This window comes from Photobacterium swingsii (assembly GCF_024346715.1).
GTDB lineage: Bacteria > Pseudomonadota > Gammaproteobacteria > Enterobacterales > Vibrionaceae > Photobacterium > Photobacterium swingsii.
Genome location: NZ_AP024852.1, coordinates 2366687 through 2393608, shown reverse-complemented (window position 1 = coordinate 2393608; position 26922 = coordinate 2366687). Strand labels below are relative to the sequence as shown.

Sequence of the window (26922 nt, the reverse complement as noted above, 5' to 3'; positions counted from 1 at the left end):
AAGCTGTTTTTAATTGGCTTCAAGCGTGAGAGTTTCTTGGACAGAAATAGCCAAGTTATACAGATCTGAACGATAAGAAAACTGCTGGGAATCTAACTTATAGTCTTGCCAGAGCTGTACAGCGGCTGCGGTATTATTATCTTGAAGGTATCCATTAGCTAAATATAACGCCTGCATGTTGGTGAAGTCGGATTGATGATACGGATTGTGTTTCCTGGTCAGTAAATTGATGAAAAGGATTTGGCTGCGCTCTACATACCCCGCTTGAAATAGTTGCTGTGCATAGTCAGTAATAGCTTCATCCATTAAAGGCGCGGTACTAATGATTCGTGCAACGGCTTTATCTGTATTCTGATGCTTTAATAGCTGCGAGAAGAGGGTGTCACTGTGCGTATGGTGACCAGTTATTCGAGTAGCGTAATGGAGATAAACCGTCCTTTCCAGCCAATCAGTATGCTCCGGAAGGGTATGCTGAAGCACTGCGGGCGATAGCTGTATTTTATGCTCTTGGAGCAGCAAGCTAAACAATTCAAAGTAAGGATCTAGTGTTGGTAATCGTTGATCATTTTGTGCGATTGAAAGTGCTTTGTATGTAGTAAACGCGTTGCGAAAACTCGGCCAGTCTCGGTGAAAAATAGCGACGATCATCTCTGATGGTGACGTAGCGAACAGTGGCTGGATCTCTGTACTTATTTTAAAGTGGGTAGATTCATCTAATTGTAGAATCTCGTTTGCTTTCTGGGTATCGCCTAAAAGTAAGTATGCACTGGCTAAAGAGTTAATGGCATTACTGGCAAGTGCAGCCATTTCGCCATATTTGCTGATAATGCTCGTTTCAACGGTTCGGAGCGAAGTCTTCGACTTTTCTGGGTCGCGAAGATCTACCATTGTCAGTGGTTCAAAGGACAAAGTTTTGGTGTTGAGAGGCAGCGCTTTTGCCCTAAGCGATTGGTATAACGCTGAAAAAAGTTGTGCTTTCTCTACTAGGTTAAAGGCATAAGCAATATTTTTGGCTAAGCCAGCAACCCTGTATTTATCGCTTGCCGTAGAGGTATTTTTAATCCAGTCTTCTAAAAAAGTAATGACTGCATGCTTTTGGTGCTCGGGAATGTGGACGGTGCTGGTGACATACTGATTAGAGAAAATCATGAATAGGTCATGCTTTGCATCAAATGCGAGCTGTGACCAGAGTTGATGATCCTGCGTGGCTGAATCCAGAATCTCGCCAGTGATTTCTTGAAGCAAAGCTTGATGTTGTAATGGTTCACTGTGCTGATATTGAATCAACTCTGCAAACAGTCTCCAGTCATTGAACGTCCTCTGTGATGACTTCGCCAAGTAATGCCAGTGTTCAGTGGCAAGAGTCTGTTGTGGGCAAAACTCACGTTTATTTTCACTCTCACTTTCTATGTACTGTTGCTTTAGGCAATCAGGTGTTGAGAGCATAATCCCCCGACTATTTTTTAACTGCAAAACCTTAATATCAGCTTGCTCATCATTGCTATAACGAACTTGATGGTTGGATAAGATCGAAAGTAGGGTGCCAGCTATTTTGTATTCCTGTAGAGCTTGTAGCCCCATGACGAGTACTTTGCCCGTTTGGAAGTGTGCGCCAGCAGTTAGCATGTGGTGAGAATCAAGCCACTGATTCGATGCGTGCTGATATAGGCTTACTATCGTTGGGCTTTCAAAAGAGTGAAAAAGCGCGGGCTGTGAAAATAGTAGGACATTGGATAATTGTTCTATGACCTCATCGGAGGTTTGTTTTTCTGCGACGAGATCAAAGTGTTTGTGTATAAAAGCAATAGAACCAATGGCTAAAAGTAGAGTGGCACTGGCTAATATCCCTGAGACCATGGGACGGCGCAATACACTTTTTTGTATCCTATAGGTAAGCTTCTGCGAATAGGCATCAACAGGAAATCCGTTTAACCACCGCTCAACATCCTCACGCATCTCATCGGCATCACGATATCTTTTTGCTGCATCTGGCTGAACCGCTTTCGAGATAATTGCTGCGCTCTCACGGCAGAAACCGTTAGCGATCAGGTAAGGCTTACACAGTGTCGAATCCAGACATACCTCTGCGTTGAAGGTTTCTTCCTCAGAGAGTAAGTAAAAAAATAAGATGCCAAGTGAATAAATGTCAGATCGAGAGCGGTACCAAATGCCTTGTTTTTGTTCTGGCGGACTCCAATGATGCGAAAAAGCTTGGATGTAGTCTTTTTCAATCGCATCGCTGAGAGGAGGGATATCGTCAATTCGCTTAGAAAACCCTAAATCAATGATTTTGATGTTTTCCTGCTCATCCACAAGTAAGTTCTGAGGCTTTAAATCCCCATGGTAAAGCCCGTGGCGATGAGCATAAGCCATCCCGTCTAAGAGCTGCTGCAGCAAGTGTAACCGCTTTGCTTTTGATGGGGGCAATGATCTAAGGAATGTATCTAACTGGTTGCCATCCACATATTCTGTGACGATACAAAGTGCTCCATCAATCTCACCAGAGCCAAAAAGCTTACAAATGTAAGGGTTGTTAAGCGCAGTCAGGTTGCTGGCTTCGCGATAAAATAAATGTTGGCGTTCACGCAAAGAGAGAAGACTACCGCGCAATATTTTTACTGCAGCATAGTGGCGGTTTTGCTTTGACGTTTCAGGCGAAATGATTGTCTGAACTGCAAGGTAAACTTGCCCTGTTGCACCTCCTTCGGAAAGTATTTTGATTATTTTAAACCCCATGACTTCTTTACCGATGAAGTCTGTCCGCGGTGTTGCCTTGTTTGTCTGAGATGAAAACAGGTTATTACCTGTGACTGTTAGGCTTTCGCTAGACAGCGTCAGCATCGATTCGAGGTCATCAGCTAGCTCAGCATCTTGCTCTCTGATGCTATCAATTTGGATTTTCCGCTGCTCTAGTGGCAGTTCGAGCAGGCCGGCGTATAGGTCAGAGACTTCCACTAGGACAAGGCTTTTCTAAGATAGTTGGTTGCAAATAAAAGACGGTTATTCACTGTTCGCTCAGTTACGTTTTGTAGTTGGGCTATTTCTTTATTGGTTGATGCGGAAAAGTGCTTATATTCAAATGCCTCTGCTTGGGAGGGGTAACGATCTCTGAGTTTACTTAAGACCAAGTACAAGTCGTGACTTAAAGATAGATCTGGAAGATGCACGGTAGATCGTAATTGTTCTATATCAGCATAATTCTTTTTTATATCTTGTTTGTTCTGTTGAGATTCATGTTCACTAAAGAGCAAATGCCATACAGAGCGTCGAACATAATCAATAAATTCTTTGCGGTGAGTAAATGGCGTTTCATCTTTTCGCCATTTGTTTAGCTTAATAATAGCTTCATGTGTGAGCTCAGTTGCACTGGCTTGGATAAAAATAGTTTCAACGGGTTTATTTTTGTCGAGTAACCCTTGAATGATGCTATAAATATCTTGATAAGCAGTAGTGAAAAAGTCGTTGGTTTTCTCTTTATCACGAGATTGCCAGCCAGCGAGCAATTCAGTTGCATTATGTGCTTGTAATAGGTATTGCTTCTCTTTCATGCGAAAATTATTTTAATTTTTATTCTGTATAGGAATATATGATATTTGTGAATGCTCAGTTTGTAGATAAATATAGGAAGGTGCAAGTGAAAACATATTACACCATCAGGGCTGATGTATTTTTAAGCAGTATGATTGCTTATAAATAATATTATTAGTTGTTTGTTTATCAAGGAGGGTAGAATTATTTTTACTGTATGGGTAACTGTAAATTAAATATCAAAAAAGGTTATTGAGATAGAGTGAAAGTATAAAAATGCTATTTGATGAGAGGAAGATAGCTGAGAGTGATTTATATCAAAATGAAAACTAGAGCTAAATTAACCCTAGTTTTCAAATTAATTAAATATTAAACCAATTCCCACGTACCATCGATATTTCGGAAAGTGAAGTTGTCGTTAATCTTATTAGATTCATTTGTTTCTACACCCATAATGGTACCTTTTACTTGTGCTGCTGCTTTGACGGTACACTCAACATCACTGCCTTCTTTTTCGTCAATGATTTTGCAATCTGATAAGTCAAAATTATTGAATTTAATACTGGCACTATCACCTAGGTTGTCTTTAATTGATATGTCGAATGCGGCTTTTACTTCTTTTTCTGACGGGTGATCAGAACCACAGCCAACCAGTACAACAACAAGGGATAATGCACAGTATTTAGCCGCTTTTAGAATGTTTTTCATAATGTTTTCAATGCTCTATTAATAAGTTGTAAAAGTTATTGTTGTGGCGCCTGGCTTAGTTCTGATGTCAGTAGAGCGTCATTAAAAGCAATGATCTCTTTGTTTACAGAGAACATGCCCCATAGCCAAAGGAAGAACGCGATAAAAAGGGGGGCGATAAGAAAAGAGGTCACCATACAAGCAATAAACACGGCCATAACAATAACACCTTTAATCGGTGAGCCACTGTACATATGGCCTGTACCTGGTAAAACACAGTTCATCACAATACCCAGCGTCTTATTTTTCATCTGGTTTTTTATGCGTTCTGTATTGATTACATTATCGTAACTCATCTTTAATTCCTGTCCTGTGTTGATAGGAGCGCTATAGTCCGTATTTTGGTCTTGATCGTAAAGGTACGTAAAATTAAACAATAAGCGAAAATTATTTGTAAATTATTATATCACCCAAATTGATTAATTATTGATCGCTTGGAGCTGGTTCACCTTGACAAAATGTCAGAATATATAAGTATATTCACTCTAAATACTCGAGTTTTCTCTATCGAAATTCATCGCTTAAATTTATTTATTATTTGGATGTTTATCACTCAATAGGTTGTGATTCATCTAAGTCATTATTATGAATAGTCAGTGTGTATATTCACATATTTATTGTTTTAAAAAGGCAGATAATTGCTGTTATAAGCCTCATCGTGATGTCTGTTGTTGATGTCGATATTAAATGATTTCACCACCAATAGTGCGATTATTATATTTACGCCCGAATACAGTAATGTCACGGTGTTTATCTGGCTATATTTCAATTGTTATTCCCTGTGGGAATTAATCTATAAACACTAAAAAACAACTGTAGCGGTTTATAAATAAATGCACCTTGCTTGAAATATCGACAGCCATATTGTTAGCGATGAGAGTGATGAATACTCAATATTTTTGATGTAATTATTGGTTGAGTGAACAACCAATAATTACATCAAAGGTTAAGATAATAAGGAATGATGGAAGTGAAAGGTTCGATGTCACCCAAAGTCGTCAGTAATCACATTGATGATTTAATTAAGGAAGTCCAAGCGGTATCTCAACAAAAACAACAAGCAGAAAAAGCGGTTTCTAACGTAACCAGTTATGTCGGAAGTATTAATGAGATGCTTGGTAAAAATAAAGCATCCCATGAGTTATTTCTGGCTGATAAAGCAATGCCTCAAATTGCAAAGAGTATTGGTTCGAATTTAATGAGTAAAGACATGGCAGATACGTATCACGCGTCTCATCCAGACACTCATGCGATACATCAGCGTGTTAATGCTGATTTCTGCGTGTTATCAAAGCAATTGCTTAAAGGGCATCAAGCTTATGCTGAAAGTCATCGTGCGTTAGCCGAAAAGGAGGCGCAAATGGAAGCTGAAAAGAAAGAGCTAGAAATCGCTGCTGCAGAAGCTTCACAAGCGGCGAAGCTAAAACGAAATGCAACAATGAAAAAACTATTTTGTACTGCCCTTTTCATGGCGGCTGTTGCTGCGTTTATTTCTAAACAAGTGGGATAAATCATGTTTACACAAAAAGAAATCGAAAAATCACTTGAAGAAAAAGCAGTGAAAAATGGTGAAACGTATGTCTCGTTAGATGTACTGAAAGAACAAGCCGTATCAGCGAATCGCACTCTCTGTGATACCAAAAACCAATGGTTAGCATCTTACGATGAACTTGCTAATGCCGCCGTATCTCATGCCGCGTACCTTCCGCAGTATTGTGAAAATCTGCTGGTTGATTTAAGCGATAAAGAGTTAGCGAAGTGTGCTGCCTTGCGACATGCGCTTGCAGTATTGCCCGCCCCCTTGCAAGCAGAATTAAGTAAAGTTGATTGGCCGAGTTATACCTTCAGCGAGCAGTTGATGCCAGATGATGTCGTTATTGGTTACCAGTCTTTGACCTTGCCAGATGGTGGAAAGGTGAATGTGCCAACCATGATGCCATTCTTGTCGACAGCGAATTGCTTTGTTATTGACCATAATGACAATGCAATCAATGAAGTACATAAACTTGTCATTCGTTTGAATGCGCACATGCCATACACCAGTCAGTTTAGTTTGTTAGACCCCGCTAATGGCGGTAAATCCTTCCTCTACAATAAAAATATTCCTTATAAAAGAATGATCGAGAAAGACATTTGTAAGGTACTTGAAGAGATTGAAGATGATGCGCTGCGTATTCGTCAGACGTTCTTGGATCAGGCTACACAAAGGTTGCATGATGTAGATGAAACAATTCGCAGTAATGAACGTTTTGAGTTTATTGTGGCAGCAAATTTCCCATCAGGTTACGACCGCCGTGCGATTGAGTTGTTAGCATCTATTGCAAACAATGCGACTGATACCGGTAAGTATGTTCTGCTGCAGTTAGATAAAGAACAACATTATCCTAATGGCACTTCGTTGGAGATGTTCAAGTCTCGTCACAACGTTGTTGCTCAGCGCCAAGGTGACGATCAGTTAAGCGCAACAAACTACAGCGAACAATTAACAGATGATGTCATTACTCACTTTTTCGACAGCTTATCTCAAGCTAAACCTCAAGAGCGTAAGTTAGCCTTTACGGATGTTGTGAGTACAGCAGACGCAGATATGTGGCAGGGTGATGCATCGAATGAGCTACGTTCTGCCATTGGTGGTTCTGGCTCTAAGATGAACGACCTTGAAATTTGGTTTGGTGAAAGTAAAGATGGCAGAAGCAGCTCTCACGGTATGCTTGGCGCAACCACAGGTGCAGGTAAATCTTATCTTTATCATGCATTTATTATGGGGCTGGCTTGTCAGTATTCACCAGAAGAGCTTGAGTTTTATCTTATTGATGGCAAGCAAGGGGTTGAGTTTCAGTCATACTCGGACCTACCGCATGCCAAAGTGGTATCGCTGAAAACATCCCCACAACTTGCGCGGAGCGTTGTTGATGAACTGACCCAAGAGATGGAAAGACGTAATGAGATCTTCCAACGCTTAGGTGTAACGAATTTCGGTGGTTACCGAGAGGCAGGATCACCAGAGGGTAAACTGCCGCGCATCATGCTGATTGTCGATGAATACCAAGTGTTATTTGAAGATGACCGCGATGGTGTGGGCTCTGAGCTTATATATAAGCTGGCGGCACAAGCCCGAAGTGCTGGTATTCACATGTTTGTAGGCTCTCAACGTTTTGGTGCGCCGGGAATGCAAAAGCAGCAGCACATCTTCGGTAACATTCATTTACGAGTAGGGATGAAAATGACATCGGCTGATGTCACTTCGTTACAAGAGTTTGGGCATAACGGTAAGCGTTTACTTCGCGCGTGTAAGGAGCCTGGTCAGGCTGTTGTTAACGATGGTGCTGGTGACGATGAGCGTAATGTCGCGGGTCGAGTTGCCTTCTTAGATAACGACTCCCGCAGCGCATTGATCCAGCAACTAGCGCAGAAATGGCAACAACATAAAGCGGTCGATTGCCTTCATAAAGCCATTTTATTGGATGGTTCAGGCCAACCAGAATTACACGATAACCCGCAATTGGCGCAGTTACTCAACCATGGCGCTCGCCCAAGTGAACAAGCTTGGACACAATTTGCCAATACATCGCCACACCTTGGCGGGTTAGGCGAGAAAGAGTGGTATTCCGTCGAGTCTCCCGCTGTTTTTTGGTTAGGCCAAGAGCTGAATATTCATGGTCATGCAAATGTCATTCTTCGCCGTCGCCCACATGAGCATATTTTGATAACCGGCGAGAGCAATGAAGCTCGCTTGGGAATGATGAGTGTTGTTTTAGCACAGCTATCAATGAATTTTGCACCTGCACAATACCAAGCCGTGGTCTATGAACGTAGCATTAAAGGATCACCTTGGCATGGCGCAATGTCATCAAGTGTGCCTTCACAAGCCAATATTGCCGTAGTAGAAAAAGCGCGGGAATTTGAAGAGAAGATTGCAGAAATTCATGGCCAATTAGAGCAAAGACGCGGGTTATATGAAGATGAAGTTGGTGAACTCCCGTCAATTTTTATCTTTTGTAATGACTTTCAGCGTGCGACTGAATTACAGATGACCGCGGGTAAATTTGGTGTAAACGAACCTTCGGATACGGCTAAAAAGTTGATCCAGATTTTGGAGTCAGGGGCTGAATTTGGTGTTCACCTTGTGATTGCGAGCGACAGTGTACGTGCATTACAAAAAGTCTTGAATCGTCATGATATCGACAATGTTCGTCATAAAGTTGCACTGCAAATGTCAGAAGATGACAGTTTCTCTTTGCTTAAAGTGAGGTCGGCTTCTCAGCTTCAAATCGATGGGAAAAATCCGGTCAATGCGCTCTATGTTGACCATACCCAAAATCGACCAAACCATTTCAAACCCTACTTCTTTAACGACATAGATGATCATAAAGCCAAGATGGATCACTTGTTCAACCGTATGTCTGATTGGGAGTAATCATGTCTCTGAATGAAACTGAAGAAAAGATGCATCGATTCGTTGATGGCTTGGTTGAGTTTCAGGAAGTTGTTCAAAAACGCCAGTCAGATTGGCTGGCGTTAATTGAGGAGAACCTTCCTTTATTAGACGAAGACGATCGACGTTATTTAGAACCTGCGTTACGTGAGTTAGAGGGAGAACTTCTCCTTCTATCACGTCTTGTGCCAGATATAGCGGATGTGGTTTCTCACCGTCTCTCGATATTAAGAAGGTATCTCAATGAAGAATAACGAGATTCAAAAACGTCATCACGCACGACAAACTATTTTACGATCAACCCAAATGCTAGGGATGAGTTTGTATGAAGCGGCTGATGAACTGCAAGGGCAGTGGTTAGCGCTTAAAGATACTTATCACGGCGTTGGAGCTGAAGACACTGAAGCATATTTTCAGCAGATATCCGTGTCTGGTGTGCAAATTCAGGAGTATGTAGACAGGATCGCTTTATTGGCCGTGCATTCAGACAAAGCGTCTAAGGGGGAAGAATGAGCCCTGCATTACTGATTTATCAGTTTGGTGAACTCAAGCACCAATTAGAGCAAAGCCAGTATTTCTTGAACGAGTTTTTGCAGGGAGCCGATGATCTCCATCATTTAACGGTGGAGCATGCAGAAAGGGCAGCGTCAGATCTTGCTGCGAATGAAATGCGCGTTGAATCTTGGGTCGCTGTCCTTTCTGAATTAAAAGACGGTGTAAAAGAGCAGCGTCAAACAAACAGTGAGAACAGAACAAGATTAGCAGCGTTGAAAGAAGAGTCGGCAGAAAACACGCGTGTCGGCGCTAAATTAGTTTCATTTTGGGCTGACCAACTGAGTAAGGCTAAGCAATGGGAATCGAGTGCACGTGCTGCCGTTAATGTTGTGAGAGTGCAATACCAAGAAGCACGTGTTTCAGCAGATAAAGCCAGAGCCGAACATGCTAGTGCACTGTCAAGTCTTAGGAGTTTGCAAGAGCAAGTTTCTCATGTCGAGGTCACGCTACCAGATGGCACTAAGCGTGTAGAACGCAGAGGACCATGTACAAATGCAGCGCAAAGGGCTGAGTCTTCAGCGAAATCCACCATGAATGAGTTTGTGGCAATCGAAAATAAGGCGTTAGCGGCATTAGATCAAGCTCAAGCTGAGTTGAAACAAGCGGTTTATCAAGTCGAAGGCAGCAAGGCGGCGTTAGCAAGTGCAGAGCATGCAAGAGAAGTCGCTTATCAGCAACAAGAGCGAACAAACCGTTCTTACCGATTCTTTTTAGATGAGGGCCGTAACTTGGATGGGGTAGTCGAAGGCATTGAGGCGATTGAAGCAAGGTATAAAAAAATGCATTCGCAATGTTCAGCTCTCAGTCAAAAACTGGCTTCACTCAATCAGCGAAATGACAGCAACTTCATTGAGCTACGTAACGCCAACACATCACTAGAAGAACTAGAGACGGTCAATTATCAGCTTAAACGTTCGCTAAAATCTAAATCTGATTTGTTAGCTGCTTTTGATCAGCCCCTACGGACCGAATAAGGAGCATATATGCCTAGTTTTGATCATCACTATCATAAAACATCTTGCGACACATTACTGTCAGAGCTTGAGGGTGTGCGTTATCAAGTGTCAGTCTTCAAAGAGGATGTACGAACAATTAGAGCTATTTGGGCCGATAGAGCAGCAGTCAACGCGGAGCGTCGGTATTTAGCCCCAATAGAAGCGTACCAAAATGGGGCCATTCAGTCTTTTTCAGACCAAATAGACAATGCGGATGTGTGTCAGCAATTATTTCAACAGCTCCACGATCTTTTACTGATCTGTTATGCAGATGAAGAGCAATGTGTTGACACACAGGCGTCGATTATTCTGAAAAAGACTTTGGGCATGCAGTCTCAAAAGAGTGGGCTGCAATTTGAAAAAGACTACCTTGATAACCGCCATTTGTTTCAAGAAACATTGAGCGCCACTCACACTCACATAGAACCTATCTAATAATTATGTTTGCACGTTATTCATTCTTACCATTATTGGTACTTGTATTACTACAAGGTTGTAGTTCGCAACTCAAGCCAGAAGGTGAACGTTTTCAACTGCTCAGTCATTACCCTGATAATGCAGAAGGAGCAAAATATGGCAGTGAAAACCTCGATACAGGTGCTTTAGTCGATTCTCAATATGCCTTAACGGATCGAAATCTGTATTTAACCTTAGGTGGCGATCTTGGTTTTTTTAATCAAACATGTCCGCTTAAGGTAGGTGTCGAACGAGGTGATGCGAGGTTTAGTGAAAACTCGCTGGATGCACTGGAGTATGCAAGCCGTAATGGGTTTGATGTTGTCAACATTAGTGCGAGGGTAACGAAAGCAGGGAATTGGTTTGCTTATCACGATGATGAAACAGGCCGAGCAGCGGCAAATAAACAAGGGCACCGAAAGAAGTTCTATGACTTGTCGACTAACGATTTGTCAAAACTGCGGCTGCGAGATCGCGATGGGCAACTAACGGATGATCGTATTCCATCAATTAAAGAGATTGTTAATACGTGGGATCCGTATCTAGCGCATCAGCGCTTAGCCATTAACATTCAAGGTGATGCGACGCTTGACCAGTTGAGCGAACTTAACCGTATAGTGAAGCGCGCGTTAGCATCAGGATCGTACTTCTTTACTTCAGGAAAACTATATCAACTGCAGCATCTAAGAGGATTAGATAATGGGGTTTATTTGGGCTATGTGTGGGGGCCCGATAGTCTCTCATCTCAACGCTACAAACGCTCAATCAGGCAGGCAATATCCAATGATAAGATGTATCAGCGTAACCGAGGTTCATCCAATCGGGCGATAGATCTCGCATTGGCGAAGCAAAATCACCCTAAGCTTAGTGCGACAGAAGTCGCGAGAAAGTTGGGTGACAACGCGGGCTTGCATGTTGATATTCGTAGCTATGCTAAACACTCAACCATTTATCAGCGTGCAAAAGAAAATAACCTTTCAGTGTCGACTTACTCAATTAATGGTGATGATTACCATATCAACACACTGCAATCTTTAGCGAGCAAAAATAAACCCCTACCAGATGTCGCTGACGTAACGACATCTAAATATAAAGTGTGTGCTTCTCTCTTTCCTCGTTTGATTGCTGAGAATGGCGGTTATTTACCAAGGACCGACCAAGGAAAAAAAATCAGCCAATTGCCTAAAAATGGTGATTTTTCGGCAATTGAATTGCAAGGTGATTATCTAAAAAATGGCTACTACTTAGCCATTGATGGTGAAGTTAAGCCATTAAAAGTAAATAAAAAAGTGGCTGAGAAGGTAACGAAGAAAGCCGTTATTATTACCGTACCTGAAATACCTGCCGACACTGATTTAAATGTTGTGTTCGACCCTATCCATATTGTTATTCCTGAGTAAAAAACGCTATGCAATCAAAACCTAAATGGCTTGCGCTATTCTTATTCGCAATGTCACTGATTTACTTGATACCTGAAGTTATTTTCAATGCAAAACTTGTAGAGGTAGCGGGTTCATCGGGTCTTTCGGACGAAACATTACATATTACAGAGCTCTTTGGCCGTGCTATATCGGGTATCGGTGTTACTTTATTAATGATTGATTTGCTTGTCTTTGGGCGCGTGGCGGCGAAAAAAAGAACGGCAATTCCAGCGATGGTGGTGATTACGCTTATCGTTTGGCCTGCGACTTTCTTTGGTCAAAAATGGCTGGTGGATTATTTTATTATTGATTCCTCTAGCGCAGAACAAAGACAAAATGCCTTTATGTCCAATGTACTTCGTTCAAGTCTGGCGCAAAATGCATTACGGATAGAAGGTATCCCGTTTGAACCTGAGCATGCAACCTCGGCGCATGAAATGACCTTTCTTGCATTAATGGGGGGGCTTATTTACAGCAATGACAGTTTTATAAACGATGTGGATAAGCAAAAAAATGCGATTCTAGAAAAGTATCTTCTAAATCGTGCAGGGGCGCGGTTTGATGAAGATTATGCCGTGTATCGAGATATGCGAAAAGATGTACATGTTGCATGGGACGATTATAAACGAGCCAATAAACAATATAACGATGCTGTTGCTTCTCGCCATAATGAAGCCAATAAAGCTTGGAGTAATGTCGAAAGCGATGTTCTGAAAGGTTGGAAGCGTTATCAATCGGCGGAAAAATCCTATTTGATGCGAGCGGAAGGCAAAGCTCAAGAGTTGGCACCTAAAATATCTCAAGCTTTTGATGAAAAGAATAACTGCATAAGCCGTTATAGCAATATTAAGCATCAGAACAAATGTATTAAAACGGTTGAAAGTCATTATCGCCAAGGTTTAGCGAAATATGGTCTTCCTTACAAAGAAATGAATTATTGGCTGGTAACTGAAAAGGGACGAGTTAAAGGCACAACAACAGTCAGTGAGACTATTTTAACTTTAGGCCTGTCAGCTGTACTTGCTGGCCTTGAGTTGGCAACCGGTGATGGGGGAGAGCAGGACCAGCATCTTGTTTATTCCAGTATACCTAGCGATTATGTGCCTAACATATTGAACTTAATGAAAGGGGAATTTAAATCTGAAACAGGTTATTCCATGGGGATTGCTACCTTTTCACAGTTTAGGCATCACAAGGTTACTGCGCGTAAGATTGTGAGAAAAAGTAAAAATAAAGGGGTTCAGCTAGCCACTAATTGGACCATTAATGATGTGTCAGCATTCAAAAATGCAGTAAGAACTACCACCAGAGATAAAGCCAAAAGAAAGTGGAATAAAGAAATGGCGAAGCGGGGTCTGACTATTCCTCCAGGCCTTAACTTTAATCAGTTCCAAAAGCACTCAAGCATTCAAAATCAGATAAAACAGATCATGGGTGAAGAATATTATGTTAACCCTGTATTGACGACGTGGAACAATAAGCAGTTCTATAAGAACGTCACCTTAGTGAATGTACAGCGCGAACGTGACAAATGGCTTGCTTATATTAACTCTTCCGTTGTTAGGTTCGAAGATGGTGGCTTGTATGAAAATGAAGGGAAGAGTGCACTTCGTTCTATCATTGTTCCCCCTATATCAATGAGCTTGTCGTTGTTTTTAGTGCTTATAACTTTCTTTAAGTTACCGTTTAAGTTTTGGGCATTATTAAGTTATGGCGAAAACGAGGTTAGTACGTCGAAAAGCAAGCGAATGAACCATGTTGCTGCGCTAGCTGTTATTATTGCTATTTTCTCAATCCCATTATTGATGGGTAATTCTAAGTTTACAGATGAAGGTTCAACAACCGCATATTTCCTGAAATCTATTGATAACAGTGTGTCGCCATTGACGTCATCCGCTATTACATGGGTGCTTCATTCTCAGCCGAGTATTCAGCCAATCGGTATGGCTTTTGATAAAAACTTCCATGTTTTTTCTCTGTTTGAAAAATACGCACTGAAACCAATGAATGATTGGGATGAAAAAATTTACCCATTATTAAGTGTCGATCAATATAAACAAGCTGAACCTAAGGTTGTAAATGGTAAGGTAGCGATGTTTGTACATTCAAATGTACCAGAGAATAGAATTCGGATCCTTAATATTAAGCCGAAATATCAAGATGGTATGTTATTACAACCTGATAGTTATTATGTTGAGGTGAGTGCTTCTGGGTATCGGCCGGTTAAAAAATGGGTGACTCATAATCGTAATAATAATGAGCATGTGTTCTTTTTAAATAAGAAGTAACCTTTTGATTTTATTTTAATGTCAGAGTGTTCAACCAAGAAAAATAGTATTTTGCTTGGTTTAATAACTGAATTGTCATTTTAACGATTATAAAATAGAGCTGTATGAGGTACGTAATGAAAAAAGTAATTGAATTTATTGCAATGTCGTTCATATATCCTTTTGTTATTTTGTTTATGTTAGTTTGTTTTTTAATATTTATACCAATGAACTTTATGGGGCCTGCGTTATTCACTAATGAGTCAGGTTTGATTCCTAATCCCAATAAAAAAGGTTGGGCTGTTATCTATGCTTTTTACGCGATTGTTATTTCGTGTGTTTATGGCGTTTCATATTTAGTTGAACGGCTGGCTTAGATGCTCTGATTATGAGTCAACAATAGTGTTATTGCGCTATTTTCTTTCATCTAACGTTTGTTGATTGCTTTGAGCGGTAAAGTCACTCTTGACCTTCCATCAGCTGGAAGGTGTACCGTTTCTGCATTGGTGAGATAAAGGGGAATTAACGGTGGGGTGTTGTAATCAAGCACCCAAAGGGGGCACGCGTCAGTTAGCATTGCTGTTAAAAGTGACAGGCGCCATCTTTTTGATGGTTTTGTTAGTTGCGGTTTTTTTCGCCTCAATTTTGTGATTAGAGATAGGGTGCCGAACCCTAGAGTAGGCTTCACCTGAGCAAAGCGAAAGCACATTGCCCGTGCCGAAGGCGCGAAAAGGCAATAGCCCGAAGGGCGCGAGCTTGCGAGCAGTAAATCCCTATCTCTTTGCCACATTTAAGAAAGGCGCTAATTTATTAGCGCCTTTTTTGCGTTTGAGCTAACGTGAAAAGGATTTGTACCAAATCCGCTATACTCAAAGCGCTTCGCCAAATGTAAAGAAGCCAGCTTAATTGCTGGATTTTTTACATCTGTAATAAATTATTCCTACTTTACTTTGTCACTTAAAACGCTATGACTCCTGTGTGGCTTGTATGTACGGTAAGTGAATTTATATTGATGTAAATTCATAATACAAATGAAATGTGAACGAGTTAAGTGGTGAAGGGGTAAGTGGTGAATAAAAGGAAGGTGAGGTTAATAATGTGTTTTTCTAACTATAAAAGTGAAACATAAATATATAATAATTTAATTGAAAATAGCTTTTACTCGGTTATTTATCTGATTAAAAATATAATTTAAGTGAATGGTTTAACCTGCCGCTAAGGTGATCCGTTATTTAATTTTTTAAAGGAAGTAAGAAGTTAAAAACAACTATTTCTTTAAATCCTCAAGAGGGCAGGTTGTATATAAATGTCATATAAAAACTTATCATTGGGTAAAAAAATAGCGGTTGTGTTTTCTGCTATCGCAACGATTATTATCGCGCTTGGTGTATTTCTAACGGGGGAATTGAAGCTAGTTCGAGAGGGCACCATTAACTTTACAGATTCGACATTGCCGAGTGTACTGTCGGTCGAAGAGCTGAAATATGAAATTACGAATAATCGTACAACTCAGTTTTTTACCTTAACACATCAAAATGACCTTAATGCGATGCAAGCAACGTTGCAACGAACACAAAGAGACAGTGAGCGTATTAAGCAAATGCTAGCAGCTTATGATGCGACAGTTGCATCACAGCATGAACGTCAAGTTTTTGATCGTGTAAGCAATACATGGCGAGCGTACGAAACAGGTATTTTAGGTTTTGAAGCTGCCGCGTCTGTGGGTGATAGTGTCACAGCGGAAGCTGAGCTTGTGAATACTTACAATCAGTTTAATGAATTGATGATCGCGCTGGATGGTTTACGAGAGCTGAACTTAGGCTTTGTTGCTAATAACCGCACTGAAATGCTAGCGACTGCAACGCGTGTCGGCACTATGACACTCGCTTGTATCGTCAGTATGCTGGTTCTGATGGTGATCTTGAATCAATTTTTGACTCGCCAAATCTGTCGCCCACTTAATTTAGTGATGGAGCTTTCTGGGGAAATCGCCTCCGGTAATCTGACACATACCTTAGATCGTGACCAAATGGGTAACGATGAGCTAGGGATGTTGGCGGACTCTAGCATTAAGATGCAAAACAATCTGCGCAAATTGGTCGAAGAGATTGTTGCTGCAGTGACTCAGTTAAGTGCTGCGGTAGAAGAAGTCAGTGCTGTATCTGAACAGTCATCTCAGGGGATGAAGCAGCAACAAGATGAGATCACCATGGTTGTTACAGCGATGGAGCAAATGAAGGCGACAGTCGCTGACGTTGCGAGTAACACTGAAGTTGCTTCTGTATCTGCAACATCGGCGAATGATGAAGCTAAATTAGGTAGTAAGGATGTACAGAAAGGCACCGAATCTATTTTGGATGTATCGAGAGAGATTGAAAATGCTGGATCTCTGGTTGAGCAACTAGAGCGAGAGTCTGTCAATATCAGTATGGTTGTAGACGTTATTCGAGATATCGCCGAGCAAACGAATTTACTAGCACTGAATGCGGCAATTGAAGCTGCTCGGGCCGGCGAACAAGGTCGTGGTTTTGCTGTTGTTGCTGATGAAGTGAGAACTCTTGCGGGTCGAACACAACATTCTACGGGTGAAATTGTTTCGATTATCGATAAGTTACAAAAAAGCGCGAATGAAGCTAAAGAGGCGACGACAGATAGTTGTCGTATGATCCAACAGTGTGTTACACAAAGCCAAAATACAGGTACTACCATACAAAGTATTGAGCAAGCTGTAGCAAAGATTGCTGATATGAACATGCAGATTGCTAGTGCGTGTAGTGAGCAAGATTCTGTAACAGAAGAGTTAGGACGGAATGTGGAGAGTATCCACTTATCGTCGACAGAAGTTGCAATAGGAGCAAATCAAACTGCTAAGGCAAGTGTTGAACTTAGCCAGTTGGCTGCTAACCTCCAATCTATGATGAATCGTTTCCGAATCTCTTAACTTTTGTATTCCACTTTTGTGAAACGATTTGAAAGCCAGCTTAATTGCTGGCTTTTTTCATTTCTAGCTTTGTTACAGCTAGAAGAAAGTAAAACAATTAAGAGTTTGTATTGACCTTCCATTAGCTGGAAGGCGTAGTCTTAAGTCTGTTTTGGATGAAGACACAAGGAGCCATGATGGGATGTTGTAATCAAGCACCTAAAGGAGGCACGCGTCAGCTCGGTTTTTTGCTCAAAGTAACTGGTGCAATTTTATTAGTGGTGCTACTTATTGCTATGGTATTTGGCTAGAGCCTTGTTAGTGAGTTTGAACACCAAGAAAAGAAAACCACTGAGAAGTGAGCACATCTCAGTGGTTTTTATTATTTATCACACTAAGTGGTGAAATTAGCGCTGTTTTTACTTAATACTAAATTAGTAGGCCGTTGTATAAACCGCTACTTCAGCTTTGTTCCCATTATTACTTAGCATGAAATGGACATAGCCATTTTGGTTTACTTTAAGCTCGATGAACTCTTGATTCCCCGTGTAACGTGACGCAGCATCATGCTGTTCTGGTGTTGGCCAATGAGACTGTGCGGCATAAAGATCGACATTACTTAAATGATTAGTTTGGTTTTCATTTTTTTGGGTTGTTGGGGTAACCCAAATACGTACTGTTTCTTTACCTTCAGGTACATAAAAAGCCAGATAGCGGGTGTTAATGACATCTAGGTTGATGGGTTCATCTGTAGTGAGAACAACAGGCGCTAAATCATCTTGTCCTGCGTTGCCACCTTGACCGCCACCTTGACCGCCACCTTGGTTACTGCTCTGATTCTCCACTTCCGCTTTAGCCAAAAGCTCAACATTGCTGAATGCTTCACGACCATCAATGCTGATGTAATAACGGCCCGCTTTAATGTAGCCATTTGCTTGAGGTGCAATAGTGACGTGTTCGTTGCTACCATGGCTGAAAGACGTAAAGTCATGATCATAGTAGTACGCAACGCGATCGAAACTTGCATATAAATCGGCATCGCCTTTACCTTGAATCGATAGCTCAAGTGAGCGAGTGAACTCAGGTATGTCAATATAGAATTGTTGTCCGCTGTGCTTTTCACCTTCAAGCGTAATTGAAGTATTAAGCGCTAGCTCTGAAACAATGGGTTCCTTTCCACCAGGCGTCGTTGGTTGGCTTGTGGTTTCTAATGTATCTAACCAAGCGACAAATTCTTGATTGTACTGCTGACCAATAGTTTGGCTCTTCTGTGCCCATGCTTTGAAGTTGTTATTACGGCCAAGCACTAAGAGTTGGTCAACCTCTTCTGGGTGGTTATCCATTAAGAAACGCACAGCAAGGTATCCCCAGCGGTATATTCGGTTAGTGTCGTGTGAGTAGGTTGTTGCCATTACTTCTGGCAGTGAGTAGGTATGAGTTTTACCTAGCTCAATTGCAGCGTTGTAACCTTCTTTGTAATGCATGTATTCGGCAAAGCCTTCAAGCCACCACACAGTGTTACCTTCACGTAATACATCGCCAAAATCCCCGTATAAATTAAAGCGACCATCTAGGTAGTGTACATATTCATGTTCTAGATTCAGAATACTAAAACCGTCAGCGTATTCATTGCGGTAAGCGACAAAGCGGGCTTTGTTATCTGGGTTTGAAGGGTTTCCTTCTAAATACTGACCGCCATTATTGGTTGTATTTCCAAAGAGGAAGCTAGAATAAGTGACATAATCGCTATTTGAATCAAATACAATCACTTCAACATTATCGTTATGATCATCAGCAACTGGTACGCCATTGCTATTTACTATCTGGTGGAAGTCAGCCTCTTTTTCATTAAGGGTTGCACAGACTTCTAGCGCTTGTGATTGATCCATCTTTTGCGCACGTACAATAGCAGGTCCATCACAAGGGTAGGTAAATGGCATCACTAAGGCTTCAAGCTGCGCTTTGCCATTGTTTAGCCCCATAGATTCAGCTTGATCTGGTGCAAAGTGGCTCACCATTTCTGCAATGCCAACCCAAATCTTATCGCTCTTACCACCCAATGGATAACGCTTAAGCAGGTTCTTTTGAATCGATAGCACTTGTTGTTTCGTTTCTTTATGCGGGCTTGCTAATAAACGGCCCATTTCACGTGAAGCGTTACTTACAATAAAGCTAGCGTTAGTTTCTAGTGCCCATTCATTATCGTAAATAAACTGTTCTAGTTGGTGTAGATATTCAGGGTGTTTGACTAGTTCTGAATAGAAATCATCATTACCAGTGTGGCCGCTCATTGCACGGAAAAGGTCATTCATTGATTCAATGAAACGGGTATGTTCAGCGCTTTCAGGGGTCAAATGATTCAGTAAGGCTAACTGGTTAGCCATTGTTAGTGGTAAACGGCGAATATTATCTACCATGATGGTCATGCTTTTCAGTGCAGAGCTTTGCTCGTGACCATAATTAATCGCATAAGGGGAGGTGATAAAAGCATTAATAGTTTGAGCAAGCTTTAGATCAAGCGCATCAGAGAATTCACCAAGCTGCTGCTTATTGTTAGAGCGAACGTAGTAAGCGGCACGAATAAATTCACCAAGGTTATTTATAATTACAGCTTGATTGGGCTCACCTCGGTAGCTGTTTACTTCATTTAATAAGCGTACTTGTGCTTGCTCAACGAGATGATCGCTGAAAACAGTTTGAGCATGTGTGACATTAGCTGAAAACCATTCATTGCGGCAATCGAGATCGGCACTTTCAACGGTAAGAAGCGGGTTTTGTGAGGTGTAAAGTGCGTTGATTTCACACGTGGATGCGGCAGATGCCTGTGAGGTATAAAAGCAACTTGAGAGTAGAATAGCCAAAGCTGAGTGTTTGAATGTGTTTAAATTAGTCATAATTGTAATGGTTATATTTGCGTGGTAATTCAAAGGGCGAGAGTTATACGCGCCGTATATTCAAATGCACGCTTACTAATATGAAACTAAGAGACGCATTCAGGAATCAATAAGTTTCTTAATAACACATTTTTACTTCCAAAAAGACATGTTAAAATCAACTAAAATCATTGAGTTAAAATTTTGTGTCTGTCTAAATGTTGATGGCGTGATCGTAAGTTAGGCGGCTTGTCTGTTTCTTGTTCGCTTGGTCTTTTTTATTCTTTTTATGCTTTACAGGATTTAGAGAAATCCTTATTATACGCCTCATGGAGAGATGGCTGAGTGGTTGAAAGCACCGGTCTTGAAAACCGGCATACGTTTGTAGCGTATCTAGGGTTCAAATCCCTATCTCTCCGCCAAACAGTAACGAATCTGGGCACCTCATCGCAGGTGCCCTTTTTTGTACTTGAAACAAGATGAAGCAAAGCTAACAGACTTCCCCTCATCTTTAATTCTTTGGGTATACTCTTACCTCCAAGCCCATCGCAATCAAGAATGATTTAGTGACTTCTGTATTTTCAGAATTTATTAAATTTTTTATTGTCTTGACAAACATGTTTACTTGGTTAGAGCCAAAGTTTTTGTATGTGATTTTTTTCGTTACTTTAATCTTATCAATTTCCCTCTGAATTTCATTAATCTTACCTTGTTCTGTATTAATGAAACCTTTTACAGTGTCATCGACTTCTATTTCACTAGTAAATAGTTTTGTATAAAAAGCATTAAGGTTTGCTTTGTTGTATTTTAATTTTTTAGTTAATCTATTAAGTTCTATTTCTTCTGTGTTATTCGCTTTTATTAGTAACTTAAGTTCTTTTAAAATGCTTTCAATAGTATCCTTTGTAAGAATGTTTTTTATTAATGCCTCATTTATTTGCTCTTCAAGTAATTGTTTTGGTATATTCTGACATGTACAAGAGTTAACACTGCTTCTAATTCTTTTTCCACAGCTGTAATATTTATATTTTCCGCCTTTCCCTGTTCTGATTACAAGATTAGTGTTGCATTTCCCACACTTTACTATTCCTGTTAAAAGAGAGTTAGAGCGCAAAGGTTTATCTTTGTTATTTTTAAGATCCCTTGATTTAAGTTCATCTCGCACATTATCAAAAAGTTTTTTTGATATTATTGCTGGAGTGTTTACTATAGTAGGTAGTGGGTTTTCTTTACCTGCTCGTTTAACTCTATTTTTACCAAATACTCTATCGCCATAGTAAATACTATTATTAAGGATTCGATGAATAGTATTTATCTTCCAATCATTACCTCGATTAAGTATATTATTATCATTTAGATACGATGTTATTTGTTTTATCCCCCAGCCCTTTCCATAATTTCCTTTTTGCGCAAGTTTATAAATCTTCCTTACTATCTTTGCCTCATATTCATTGATTATTAATTTTTTTCTAAAAATAGAATCATCTTTTACATTAATTGACTCATAACCATAAGGGATATTTCCTCCTGTAAAGTACCCCTTTTCTGCGGTGTCTTGTAAGCGATCACAAACTGTTCTTGAGTTTTGTGAGCTTTGCATTTCGTTCATTAGACCAATAACAGTACTTAATAATCTATATGTGTCATAATCCTCTGGAAGTGGCTCAACAACAGATAGTAGTCGAATGCTTTTTTTATCCAACACTGACTGAGCTGCTGACTGAGATATTAGATTTCTTGCAAAACGCGAGAGGGCGTAGACAATTATTGCATCACAATCAAAGTTATCATTTTCAATATCTTTCAGCATCATATTAAATTGTGGGCGATAATTGTCATTATAAGCAGAAGAGCCTGGTTCAATATATTTCCTGACTATAGTGTGCCCATTTTTTTCTGCCCAGTTATAGATACTTTCTTCTTGGCCTGTTAGAGAGTCACCATATTCAACCTGGTTTTGTGATGATACGCGAATGTAAGCGGCTAGTTTCATACGTCACCTATGGTATTACTATTTAAAGTCAAATGTCTTGCTAATGTTTTATTATTTAGTGCGTATAAACACTCTTTATAATAAATGATTCACTTAGAACTATAATTTGTATATCTAAATTTTGTGTAAGAGTAAGAAGTCTTACAATATCAGTAGGTTTTCTTGCTAATCTGTAAAAATCAGTAACAACTATTCCTTCTATGTTTTTATGGTTATCGTTAATATCTTTTATCATTTTTTCGAACTGTATTCTTTGTTTGTTATGTATTGTATGTCTAGAGTCGATATAATACTTACCTATAATGTTGTTATTCGAATAAGCCCACTCATCTATAATGGACTTTTGCGTTTTTATCAATACTACGTCTTCCGTTTCATCAATATTTGATGTTCGTATGTAGGCGACAGTATTCATATTATTTCTCACTCAAGTTATCATCATTATTCATGTTGTAAAGATATATTTTTTGAAACTCTTCTGTGTTATTTCTAACTGTGTCAATGATTGCCTTTTGATAATTGCCATTTAATATAAAATGTATTTTTAGTGTTTTCGTTTCAAAGTAAAATGCGTTTTTCATGTTTGAGTTTGACGCCGATTGGAATGTGTAAGGTAACTATAGATTTTCTTTTATCTTATTCAACGACATTTATGTTTGAAATGTGCAATAGTTGGTCTATGATATTAATTATATCAATACTAATATAAATTTGATGATTTTAACTCTAGTTGACTAAGTTATCAGAGTTTTTCAAAATGGTCTGAATTAGAATAAACACTCACCCTTACAACTATTCTTTATATGTTATTATAATTTGTTATAACCAGTCTTTGTGTATGCTACAACGTATCATTAGATGGCTGACGTTATTAATGACTATGATCTGCTCTACCGAAAATTGTATATTTTCAAGGCACCTCTCCGTCCTATTGTAAAATATGTGTAGTCTACTTAAGCTATCATATTGATTTAAAATGGCTTGATTTACCAAAAGCAGTATCAGTAAGTTATGATTATTATTCCTTCACCACTTTTTGAATTTCCCGGGCAATGTGACGACTCTATTCATCTCGATGAGTTTCAAGCAGTCGTCATTCAGTGCTGAAGGGATAAGCGTAGTAAGCCTGTCGATCCAAAAATAGGCAAGCAGGAATAATTAAGCGTTACACTCGAAGGAGGAGTCATGACGCCCCAATATCAAGCTATCCATGTCTGATCGAATTTGGATTAGTATAAGTCTTCAATTGCTATATATGAGTGATATGTTGAATGCTGTGAGTGCGTAGAAAATGGGGCTCGTTTTACCACGCGATTTTGTAAGATGAACTGTGGGCTCTGTTGCCTCATGAGTATGCACGCTGTATACAAACATCGCAATATTCGTTGGGAAACCGTTAAAAATATCGATAGAGCATATTTGCTTTCTTCGCTGCCATCGCTTGAACATCAAACGCTTACAGGCCTCATTTATATCGGGGTTGACGAAGTTGCTAGAGCAAAAGGCCATGATTACATGACAGTCGTTTATGACCTTGTTCAAGGTCACCTCATATGGTTGAACACGGTCTGAAGCTTATCAGAAGCACATATAGCCAACCGTACCATTTACTGTGCAATAGTCATTAAGGCTTAGGCTTAAACCAAATTGTGTTCAATGTAGTCAACAATAGCTTGTTGATTAAAGTTTCTAGCTATGTGAAGGCAGTGTATAGCTTTTTCATTATGAACAGATTGTGATGGCAGAACGTAGGTCTTACGCCAATCGCCATTATGCGCAATCATTAATTTAAATAGTGAGAGCTCACCAAATTCAGCAGCAAGCATCAAAGGAGTGTATTTCATTCCATTTATATTGTGCTCTAGATTAGGGTTTGCCCCAGCAAGAATCAATATACGAGCTATATGGCGAATCTTACTCGGTGATGGACTATGGCGTCTAAAGTTTTCCATGAATAGCTTTTGATAAACTGACTTAATACTACCTTTCCTTCCATCATTTGTGCCGTTGTTAGTTAAGGCTTTGCGCATATCTTCAATAAATGTTGGTAATATCCCTGCGAACATCGGCTTTAGCCTGTGAATACTCTCATCACTAATATTTTCAAAAGCCTTTTGTTCAAGTAAAGACGGTTTTTTTATCAAAGGGAGTAGGCACAATGTTTGATAGAGAGGTGACATATAGTCCAGACCACCTTTCAGGTCGATGTCAATGTCTTTGTTCAAAGATAGAACCGTTTTAACAATATCCTGTTGGCCTGAGTCAACGGCAGCATTGAGAGGAAAACGCATTTTACGTCGACTTATCGTATTCAGTGTTTTGGCGCTATGACTGTGTGTCACGATGAGGTCGAATATTCTCCTATCCATAGGTGCGTAGGGGGTTTGAAAGTCTAGTAATTCAAGGCTCATTAAGAGAGGCGATTCATTTACTTCGCTAAGTGCATTTACGCTGGCACCACTCTTCAACATGAGTGCTACAGACTCCAAATCATTGTTTTTTATTGCCTCAATGAGAGGAGAAGATAAGCGCTGTACACCGTCTCCTAATCCAACAGTGACTTTTTTCTTTTTTAACATTTTGATGTCTGAACCTAGCGGATTTAACTTGTCAAAAATCAACCCCGCTTTCTTGGGATGACTCGGATACGTGACATTTGGATAGGCAAATTTCTCTGGAAATAATATCTGGAGCTCTTCGCGATATGCGTCAATTTCATTGGCAGCAATAACACTCCTGCGGTTTCTATCTGGCTCGTCAGTCCTTGCAGGAGCAGGTTCCATACCTGTCAGAATTAACATCGACTTTAAGTTTGTTATAAAAACTTTATCGGGATTTGGTGATTGATACGCAGCAACACGTAGTGCTTCGGCAATTAGTTTTTTGAATTGAGATGGGTGATGAACCCTAAAAAGCGCGATGTTAAATGCCTCTTTATAAGTAGCATTCGCTTCTTCAAGGAAACCAGAGTTGACCAAAAAACGTGCCTTAGCATGCAAATAACTTAGGTTTGCACCTAGCTCCGGATTGAGCTTAGCGAGTTCCTCGTTTGTCAGCTTGAGAAGCTTACGCATGCGTTCTTGGTGAGCCTCGTTTTTAGTCACCGTTTGATGAACATTATATTCTTTTAGGGTGACATCATTGAGCATTGAAATCGGGAGTAACTGTTGTTTGTTCAATTGATTGGCGTTGACAAAAAGTTCATGATTTATTCCCGTTAGATTGATTCCAAAGCTGGAAAGAAAATGATGAACAAACCTTGAAGCTAGTAGGCTCCACTTTAGTTCCAGCCATTGTTGTTTATTGAAGTTCAGTGAAAGAGTTTGATCTAGATTCGCGATGGTGTTTAGGGATGGTTTTTCCTTTTCGCTTATCCAACGATTCCATCGGTCGATAATTTCTTTATTCACTGTATTGTTCAGTAATACCTTACATGCATTGGCATCATCCAGAATCAATGTAGTGTTACCAGGTAGGCACAGAGGTTTGCAGTCAGCTTGTTTTAGGGCAAAATTTTGAATTACAAGATTCTCAAAAAATTGTGAATCATTGAATAATTGATTGGCTTGCTCAACGGTCACTTCGCCTAGAGAATACATAGAGATCCACTTAAAATATGCGGTACTAAGATTACGAACAAAAATCTCTACTCGAGCTGAATATTCATCATTAAAAACAGAGCGAACAGGTTCAATAATGACCTGTTTGAGCGTTTCTTCTAGTTCGTAGTAATGAACACAATTCTTTTTACACAAACCGTCCAATTTACGTGCTGCTTCTTTAGATACGTAAGACTTTGTATCAAGTGCTACAGATATCTCTCGGTAGAGAGTTTGGAGTGAAGGGTATGGGGCGGCTCGATTAAAGGTTGTAAGTTTCATTAGTAACAATTCTCAAGATATCTTTTTTGAAATTTTTAAAGGCCCGATGATCACTTGGTGTTGTTGGTACAGTGATTCTTTTTCCACCAGGTGAATATAGTGAACCGTGATTTTTGCCATTAAAAAACTGCCAGTTATTATTACGAATCAAAATTTTAATAAAGTGATTTATGTCTTTGTTTTTACTAAAGCGTCTCATTTAGTGATCCTTATAAAGGGGTAAGAGCGCTTACCCCTTGTTACTATCCTTTACTTACTCGAATTTGAATTTTTGGCTGCGGCACTTTGTGCACGAGCGGCAAAGCTTCCTTTTGCAACTTGACCTTCGTTCGCTTTTGCGACAGTACTTTGGATACGGGCTGCTGCTGATGGTGTCATTGGGGTTTTAGGTTTAGACATATCATTTTCCTTTAATGTGTCGATGAATGAGTTTTCATCTTAAGAAATACACTTGAGGAAAGCTGCGGTGTGATTGGAGAAATTTTTTTTTGCATGTGGTTGTTAGGTTTCAAGGGCGCATTGAGGGTGGGGAAAGCGCTAGGAGAGAGCTGTAAAGTAAGAAGCTGGCTGTACCTAGCTTGGTAGGCGTAGGTATAACAATATTTTAATGTACTGTTATGCCCCCTGTGTCAGGATTAAGCACTGGTCTCTACACAGTGGTATATACAGTAGTTTTTGTCTTTTCCGATGTCCTTTCCAGTCCCAGTGTCAGTTCCAGTCTCATTTGGGATTCTGTCCGGCTAAATGGGATTCTTTTTTTGAGTTATCTGGCTGTTTATAAAGTGAATTTTTGATTGTGGGAGATTTTGGATGAAATGAGTTGTCCAACTTTCCGCTTCAAACAACCAGAA

21 protein-coding genes and 1 tRNA gene are annotated in these 26922 nt (G+C 40.0%); 12 read left to right on the top strand and 10 right to left on the bottom strand.

Going from position 1 to position 26922, the window contains the following annotated elements:
- Nucleotides 1-9: 9 nt before the first annotated feature.
- The 4 genes from OCU77_RS10990 to OCU77_RS10975 all read right to left on the bottom strand — a co-directional run bounded on the left by OCU77_RS10990 (nt 10) and on the right by OCU77_RS10975 (nt 4571).
- Nucleotides 10-2955 (bottom strand): serine/threonine protein kinase, encoded by a 2946-nt coding sequence (locus OCU77_RS10990; RefSeq protein ID WP_048899560.1) that lies wholly within the window; start codon nt 2953-2955, stop codon nt 10-12.
- On the bottom strand, nt 2955-3548 hold the full coding sequence (locus OCU77_RS10985; RefSeq protein ID WP_048899561.1) for an ECF-type sigma factor: 594 nt from the start codon (nt 3546-3548) through the stop codon (nt 2955-2957). The genes OCU77_RS10990 and OCU77_RS10985 overlap by 1 nt, the downstream gene beginning before the upstream one ends.
- A 349-nt stretch (nt 3549-3897) precedes the next feature.
- A complete protein-coding gene (locus OCU77_RS10980) occupies nt 3898-4236 on the bottom strand; it encodes a hypothetical protein (RefSeq protein ID WP_048899562.1) in 339 nt (112 codons plus the stop codon).
- A 35-nt stretch (nt 4237-4271) separates the two neighbouring features.
- Nucleotides 4272-4571 (bottom strand): hypothetical protein, encoded by a 300-nt coding sequence (locus OCU77_RS10975; protein ID WP_048899563.1) that lies wholly within the window; start codon nt 4569-4571, stop codon nt 4272-4274.
- 665 nt (nt 4572-5236) lie between these two features.
- On the opposite strand from OCU77_RS10975, the gene OCU77_RS10970 reads away from it, so the two are divergent.
- The 11 genes from OCU77_RS10970 (at nt 5237) to OCU77_RS10920 (ending at nt 17635) form a co-directional block, all read left to right on the top strand.
- On the top strand, nt 5237-5785 hold the full coding sequence (locus OCU77_RS10970; RefSeq protein ID WP_144414917.1) for a hypothetical protein: 549 nt from the start codon (nt 5237-5239) through the stop codon (nt 5783-5785).
- Between the two features lie 3 nt (nt 5786-5788).
- Nucleotides 5789-8692 carry an FtsK/SpoIIIE domain-containing protein gene (locus tag OCU77_RS10965; protein WP_107302515.1) on the top strand — a complete coding sequence of 968 codons (2904 nt, stop codon included), beginning with the start codon at nt 5789-5791 and terminating at the stop codon, nt 8690-8692.
- Nucleotides 8693-8694: 2 nt separating this feature from the next.
- The gene (locus tag OCU77_RS10960; protein ID WP_048899567.1) at nt 8695-8964 is read left to right on the top strand and encodes a hypothetical protein; all 270 of its coding nucleotides are present in this window, start codon (nt 8695-8697) and stop codon (nt 8962-8964) included.
- Entirely contained in the window at nt 8954-9223 is a 270-nt protein-coding gene (locus OCU77_RS10955) for a hypothetical protein (RefSeq protein WP_048899568.1), read from the top strand. Before OCU77_RS10960 ends, OCU77_RS10955 begins: the two co-directional genes overlap by 11 nt.
- A complete protein-coding gene (locus OCU77_RS10950) occupies nt 9220-10239 on the top strand; it encodes a hypothetical protein (protein ID WP_048899569.1) in 1020 nt (339 codons plus the stop codon). The genes OCU77_RS10955 and OCU77_RS10950 overlap by 4 nt, the downstream gene beginning before the upstream one ends.
- Before the next feature lie 9 nt (nt 10240-10248).
- A complete protein-coding gene (locus OCU77_RS10945) occupies nt 10249-10695 on the top strand; it encodes a hypothetical protein (RefSeq protein ID WP_048899570.1) in 447 nt (148 codons plus the stop codon).
- A 5-nt stretch (nt 10696-10700) separates the two neighbouring features.
- Entirely contained in the window at nt 10701-12116 is a 1416-nt protein-coding gene (locus OCU77_RS10940; protein ID WP_048899571.1) for a glycerophosphodiester phosphodiesterase family protein, read from the top strand.
- 8 nt (nt 12117-12124) lie between these two features.
- Nucleotides 12125-14425 (top strand): hypothetical protein, encoded by a 2301-nt coding sequence (locus OCU77_RS10935; protein WP_048899572.1) that lies wholly within the window; start codon nt 12125-12127, stop codon nt 14423-14425.
- A 116-nt stretch (nt 14426-14541) separates the two neighbouring features.
- Nucleotides 14542-14781 carry a hypothetical protein gene (locus OCU77_RS10930; protein WP_048899573.1) on the top strand — a complete coding sequence of 80 codons (240 nt, stop codon included), beginning with the start codon at nt 14542-14544 and terminating at the stop codon, nt 14779-14781.
- 929 nt (nt 14782-15710) lie between these two features.
- The gene (locus OCU77_RS10925) at nt 15711-17345 is read left to right on the top strand and encodes a methyl-accepting chemotaxis protein (protein ID WP_048899574.1); all 1635 of its coding nucleotides are present in this window, start codon (nt 15711-15713) and stop codon (nt 17343-17345) included.
- 155 nt (nt 17346-17500) lie between these two features.
- Complete coding sequence (locus OCU77_RS10920; protein WP_261856005.1) at nt 17501-17635, top strand: hypothetical protein; 135 nt, start codon at nt 17501-17503, stop codon at nt 17633-17635.
- Between the two features lie 123 nt (nt 17636-17758).
- On the opposite strand, the gene OCU77_RS10915 is transcribed toward OCU77_RS10920, so the two are convergent.
- Nucleotides 17759-20218: a M9 family metallopeptidase gene (locus OCU77_RS10915; RefSeq protein ID WP_048899575.1), complete on the bottom strand. Its 2460-nt coding sequence runs from the start codon at nt 20216-20218 to the stop codon at nt 17759-17761.
- 310 nt (nt 20219-20528) lie between these two features.
- Between OCU77_RS10915 and OCU77_RS10910 the strand changes: the two genes are divergently transcribed.
- Nucleotides 20529-20619: transfer RNA gene (locus OCU77_RS10910), tRNA-Ser, on the top strand.
- An 89-nt stretch (nt 20620-20708) separates the two neighbouring features.
- Here the strand turns inward: OCU77_RS10910 and OCU77_RS10905 are convergent.
- The 5 genes from OCU77_RS10905 to OCU77_RS10890 form a co-directional block, all read right to left on the bottom strand.
- Complete coding sequence (locus OCU77_RS10905) at nt 20709-22190, bottom strand: recombinase family protein (RefSeq protein ID WP_048899576.1); 1482 nt, start codon at nt 22188-22190, stop codon at nt 20709-20711.
- 55 nt (nt 22191-22245) lie between these two features.
- Nucleotides 22246-22605: a recombinase family protein gene (locus OCU77_RS25245; RefSeq protein ID WP_048899577.1), complete on the bottom strand. Its 360-nt coding sequence runs from the start codon at nt 22603-22605 to the stop codon at nt 22246-22248.
- 1222 nt (nt 22606-23827) lie between these two features.
- Entirely contained in the window at nt 23828-26071 is a 2244-nt protein-coding gene (locus OCU77_RS10900) for an ankyrin repeat domain-containing protein (protein ID WP_048899578.1), read from the bottom strand.
- A complete protein-coding gene (locus tag OCU77_RS10895; RefSeq protein ID WP_048899579.1) occupies nt 26052-26270 on the bottom strand; it encodes a hypothetical protein in 219 nt (72 codons plus the stop codon). The genes OCU77_RS10900 and OCU77_RS10895 overlap by 20 nt, the downstream gene beginning before the upstream one ends.
- Before the next feature lie 50 nt (nt 26271-26320).
- The gene (locus OCU77_RS10890; RefSeq protein ID WP_084711822.1) at nt 26321-26470 is read right to left on the bottom strand and encodes a hypothetical protein; all 150 of its coding nucleotides are present in this window, start codon (nt 26468-26470) and stop codon (nt 26321-26323) included.
- Between the last annotated feature and the right edge of the window lie 452 nt (nt 26471-26922).

Excerpts from the sequence above, each read along its gene's own strand:
- OCU77_RS10985 (WP_048899561.1), bottom strand. The coding sequence starts at position 3,548 with ATGAAAGAGAAGCAATACCTATTACAAGCACATAATGCAACTGAATTG.
- OCU77_RS10980 (WP_048899562.1), bottom strand. The coding sequence starts at position 4,236 with ATGAAAAACATTCTAAAAGCGGCTAAATACTGTGCATTATCCCTTGTT.
- OCU77_RS10975 (WP_048899563.1), bottom strand. The coding sequence starts at position 4,571 with ATGAGTTACGATAATGTAATCAATACAGAACGCATAAAAAACCAGATG.
- OCU77_RS10970 (WP_144414917.1), top strand. The coding sequence starts at position 5,237 with ATGATGGAAGTGAAAGGTTCGATGTCACCCAAAGTCGTCAGTAATCAC.
- OCU77_RS10965 (WP_107302515.1), top strand. The coding sequence starts at position 5,789 with ATGTTTACACAAAAAGAAATCGAAAAATCACTTGAAGAAAAAGCAGTG.
- OCU77_RS10960 (WP_048899567.1), top strand. The coding sequence starts at position 8,695 with ATGTCTCTGAATGAAACTGAAGAAAAGATGCATCGATTCGTTGATGGC.
- OCU77_RS10955 (WP_048899568.1), top strand. The coding sequence starts at position 8,954 with ATGAAGAATAACGAGATTCAAAAACGTCATCACGCACGACAAACTATT.
- OCU77_RS10950 (WP_048899569.1), top strand. The coding sequence starts at position 9,220 with ATGAGCCCTGCATTACTGATTTATCAGTTTGGTGAACTCAAGCACCAA.
- OCU77_RS10945 (WP_048899570.1), top strand. The coding sequence starts at position 10,249 with ATGCCTAGTTTTGATCATCACTATCATAAAACATCTTGCGACACATTA.
- OCU77_RS10940 (WP_048899571.1), top strand. The coding sequence starts at position 10,701 with ATGTTTGCACGTTATTCATTCTTACCATTATTGGTACTTGTATTACTA.
- OCU77_RS10935 (WP_048899572.1), top strand. The coding sequence starts at position 12,125 with ATGCAATCAAAACCTAAATGGCTTGCGCTATTCTTATTCGCAATGTCA.
- OCU77_RS10930 (WP_048899573.1), top strand. The coding sequence starts at position 14,542 with ATGAAAAAAGTAATTGAATTTATTGCAATGTCGTTCATATATCCTTTT.
- OCU77_RS10925 (WP_048899574.1), top strand. The coding sequence starts at position 15,711 with ATGTCATATAAAAACTTATCATTGGGTAAAAAAATAGCGGTTGTGTTT.
- OCU77_RS10920 (WP_261856005.1), top strand. The coding sequence starts at position 17,501 with ATGAAGACACAAGGAGCCATGATGGGATGTTGTAATCAAGCACCTAAA.
- OCU77_RS10915 (WP_048899575.1), bottom strand. The coding sequence starts at position 20,218 with ATGACTAATTTAAACACATTCAAACACTCAGCTTTGGCTATTCTACTC.
- OCU77_RS10905 (WP_048899576.1), bottom strand. The coding sequence starts at position 22,190 with ATGAAACTAGCCGCTTACATTCGCGTATCATCACAAAACCAGGTTGAA.
- OCU77_RS25245 (WP_048899577.1), bottom strand. The coding sequence starts at position 22,605 with ATGAATACTGTCGCCTACATACGAACATCAAATATTGATGAAACGGAA.
- OCU77_RS10900 (WP_048899578.1), bottom strand. The coding sequence starts at position 26,071 with ATGAAACTTACAACCTTTAATCGAGCCGCCCCATACCCTTCACTCCAA.
- OCU77_RS10895 (WP_048899579.1), bottom strand. The coding sequence starts at position 26,270 with ATGAGACGCTTTAGTAAAAACAAAGACATAAATCACTTTATTAAAATT.
- OCU77_RS10890 (WP_084711822.1), bottom strand. The coding sequence starts at position 26,470 with ATGTCTAAACCTAAAACCCCAATGACACCATCAGCAGCAGCCCGTATC.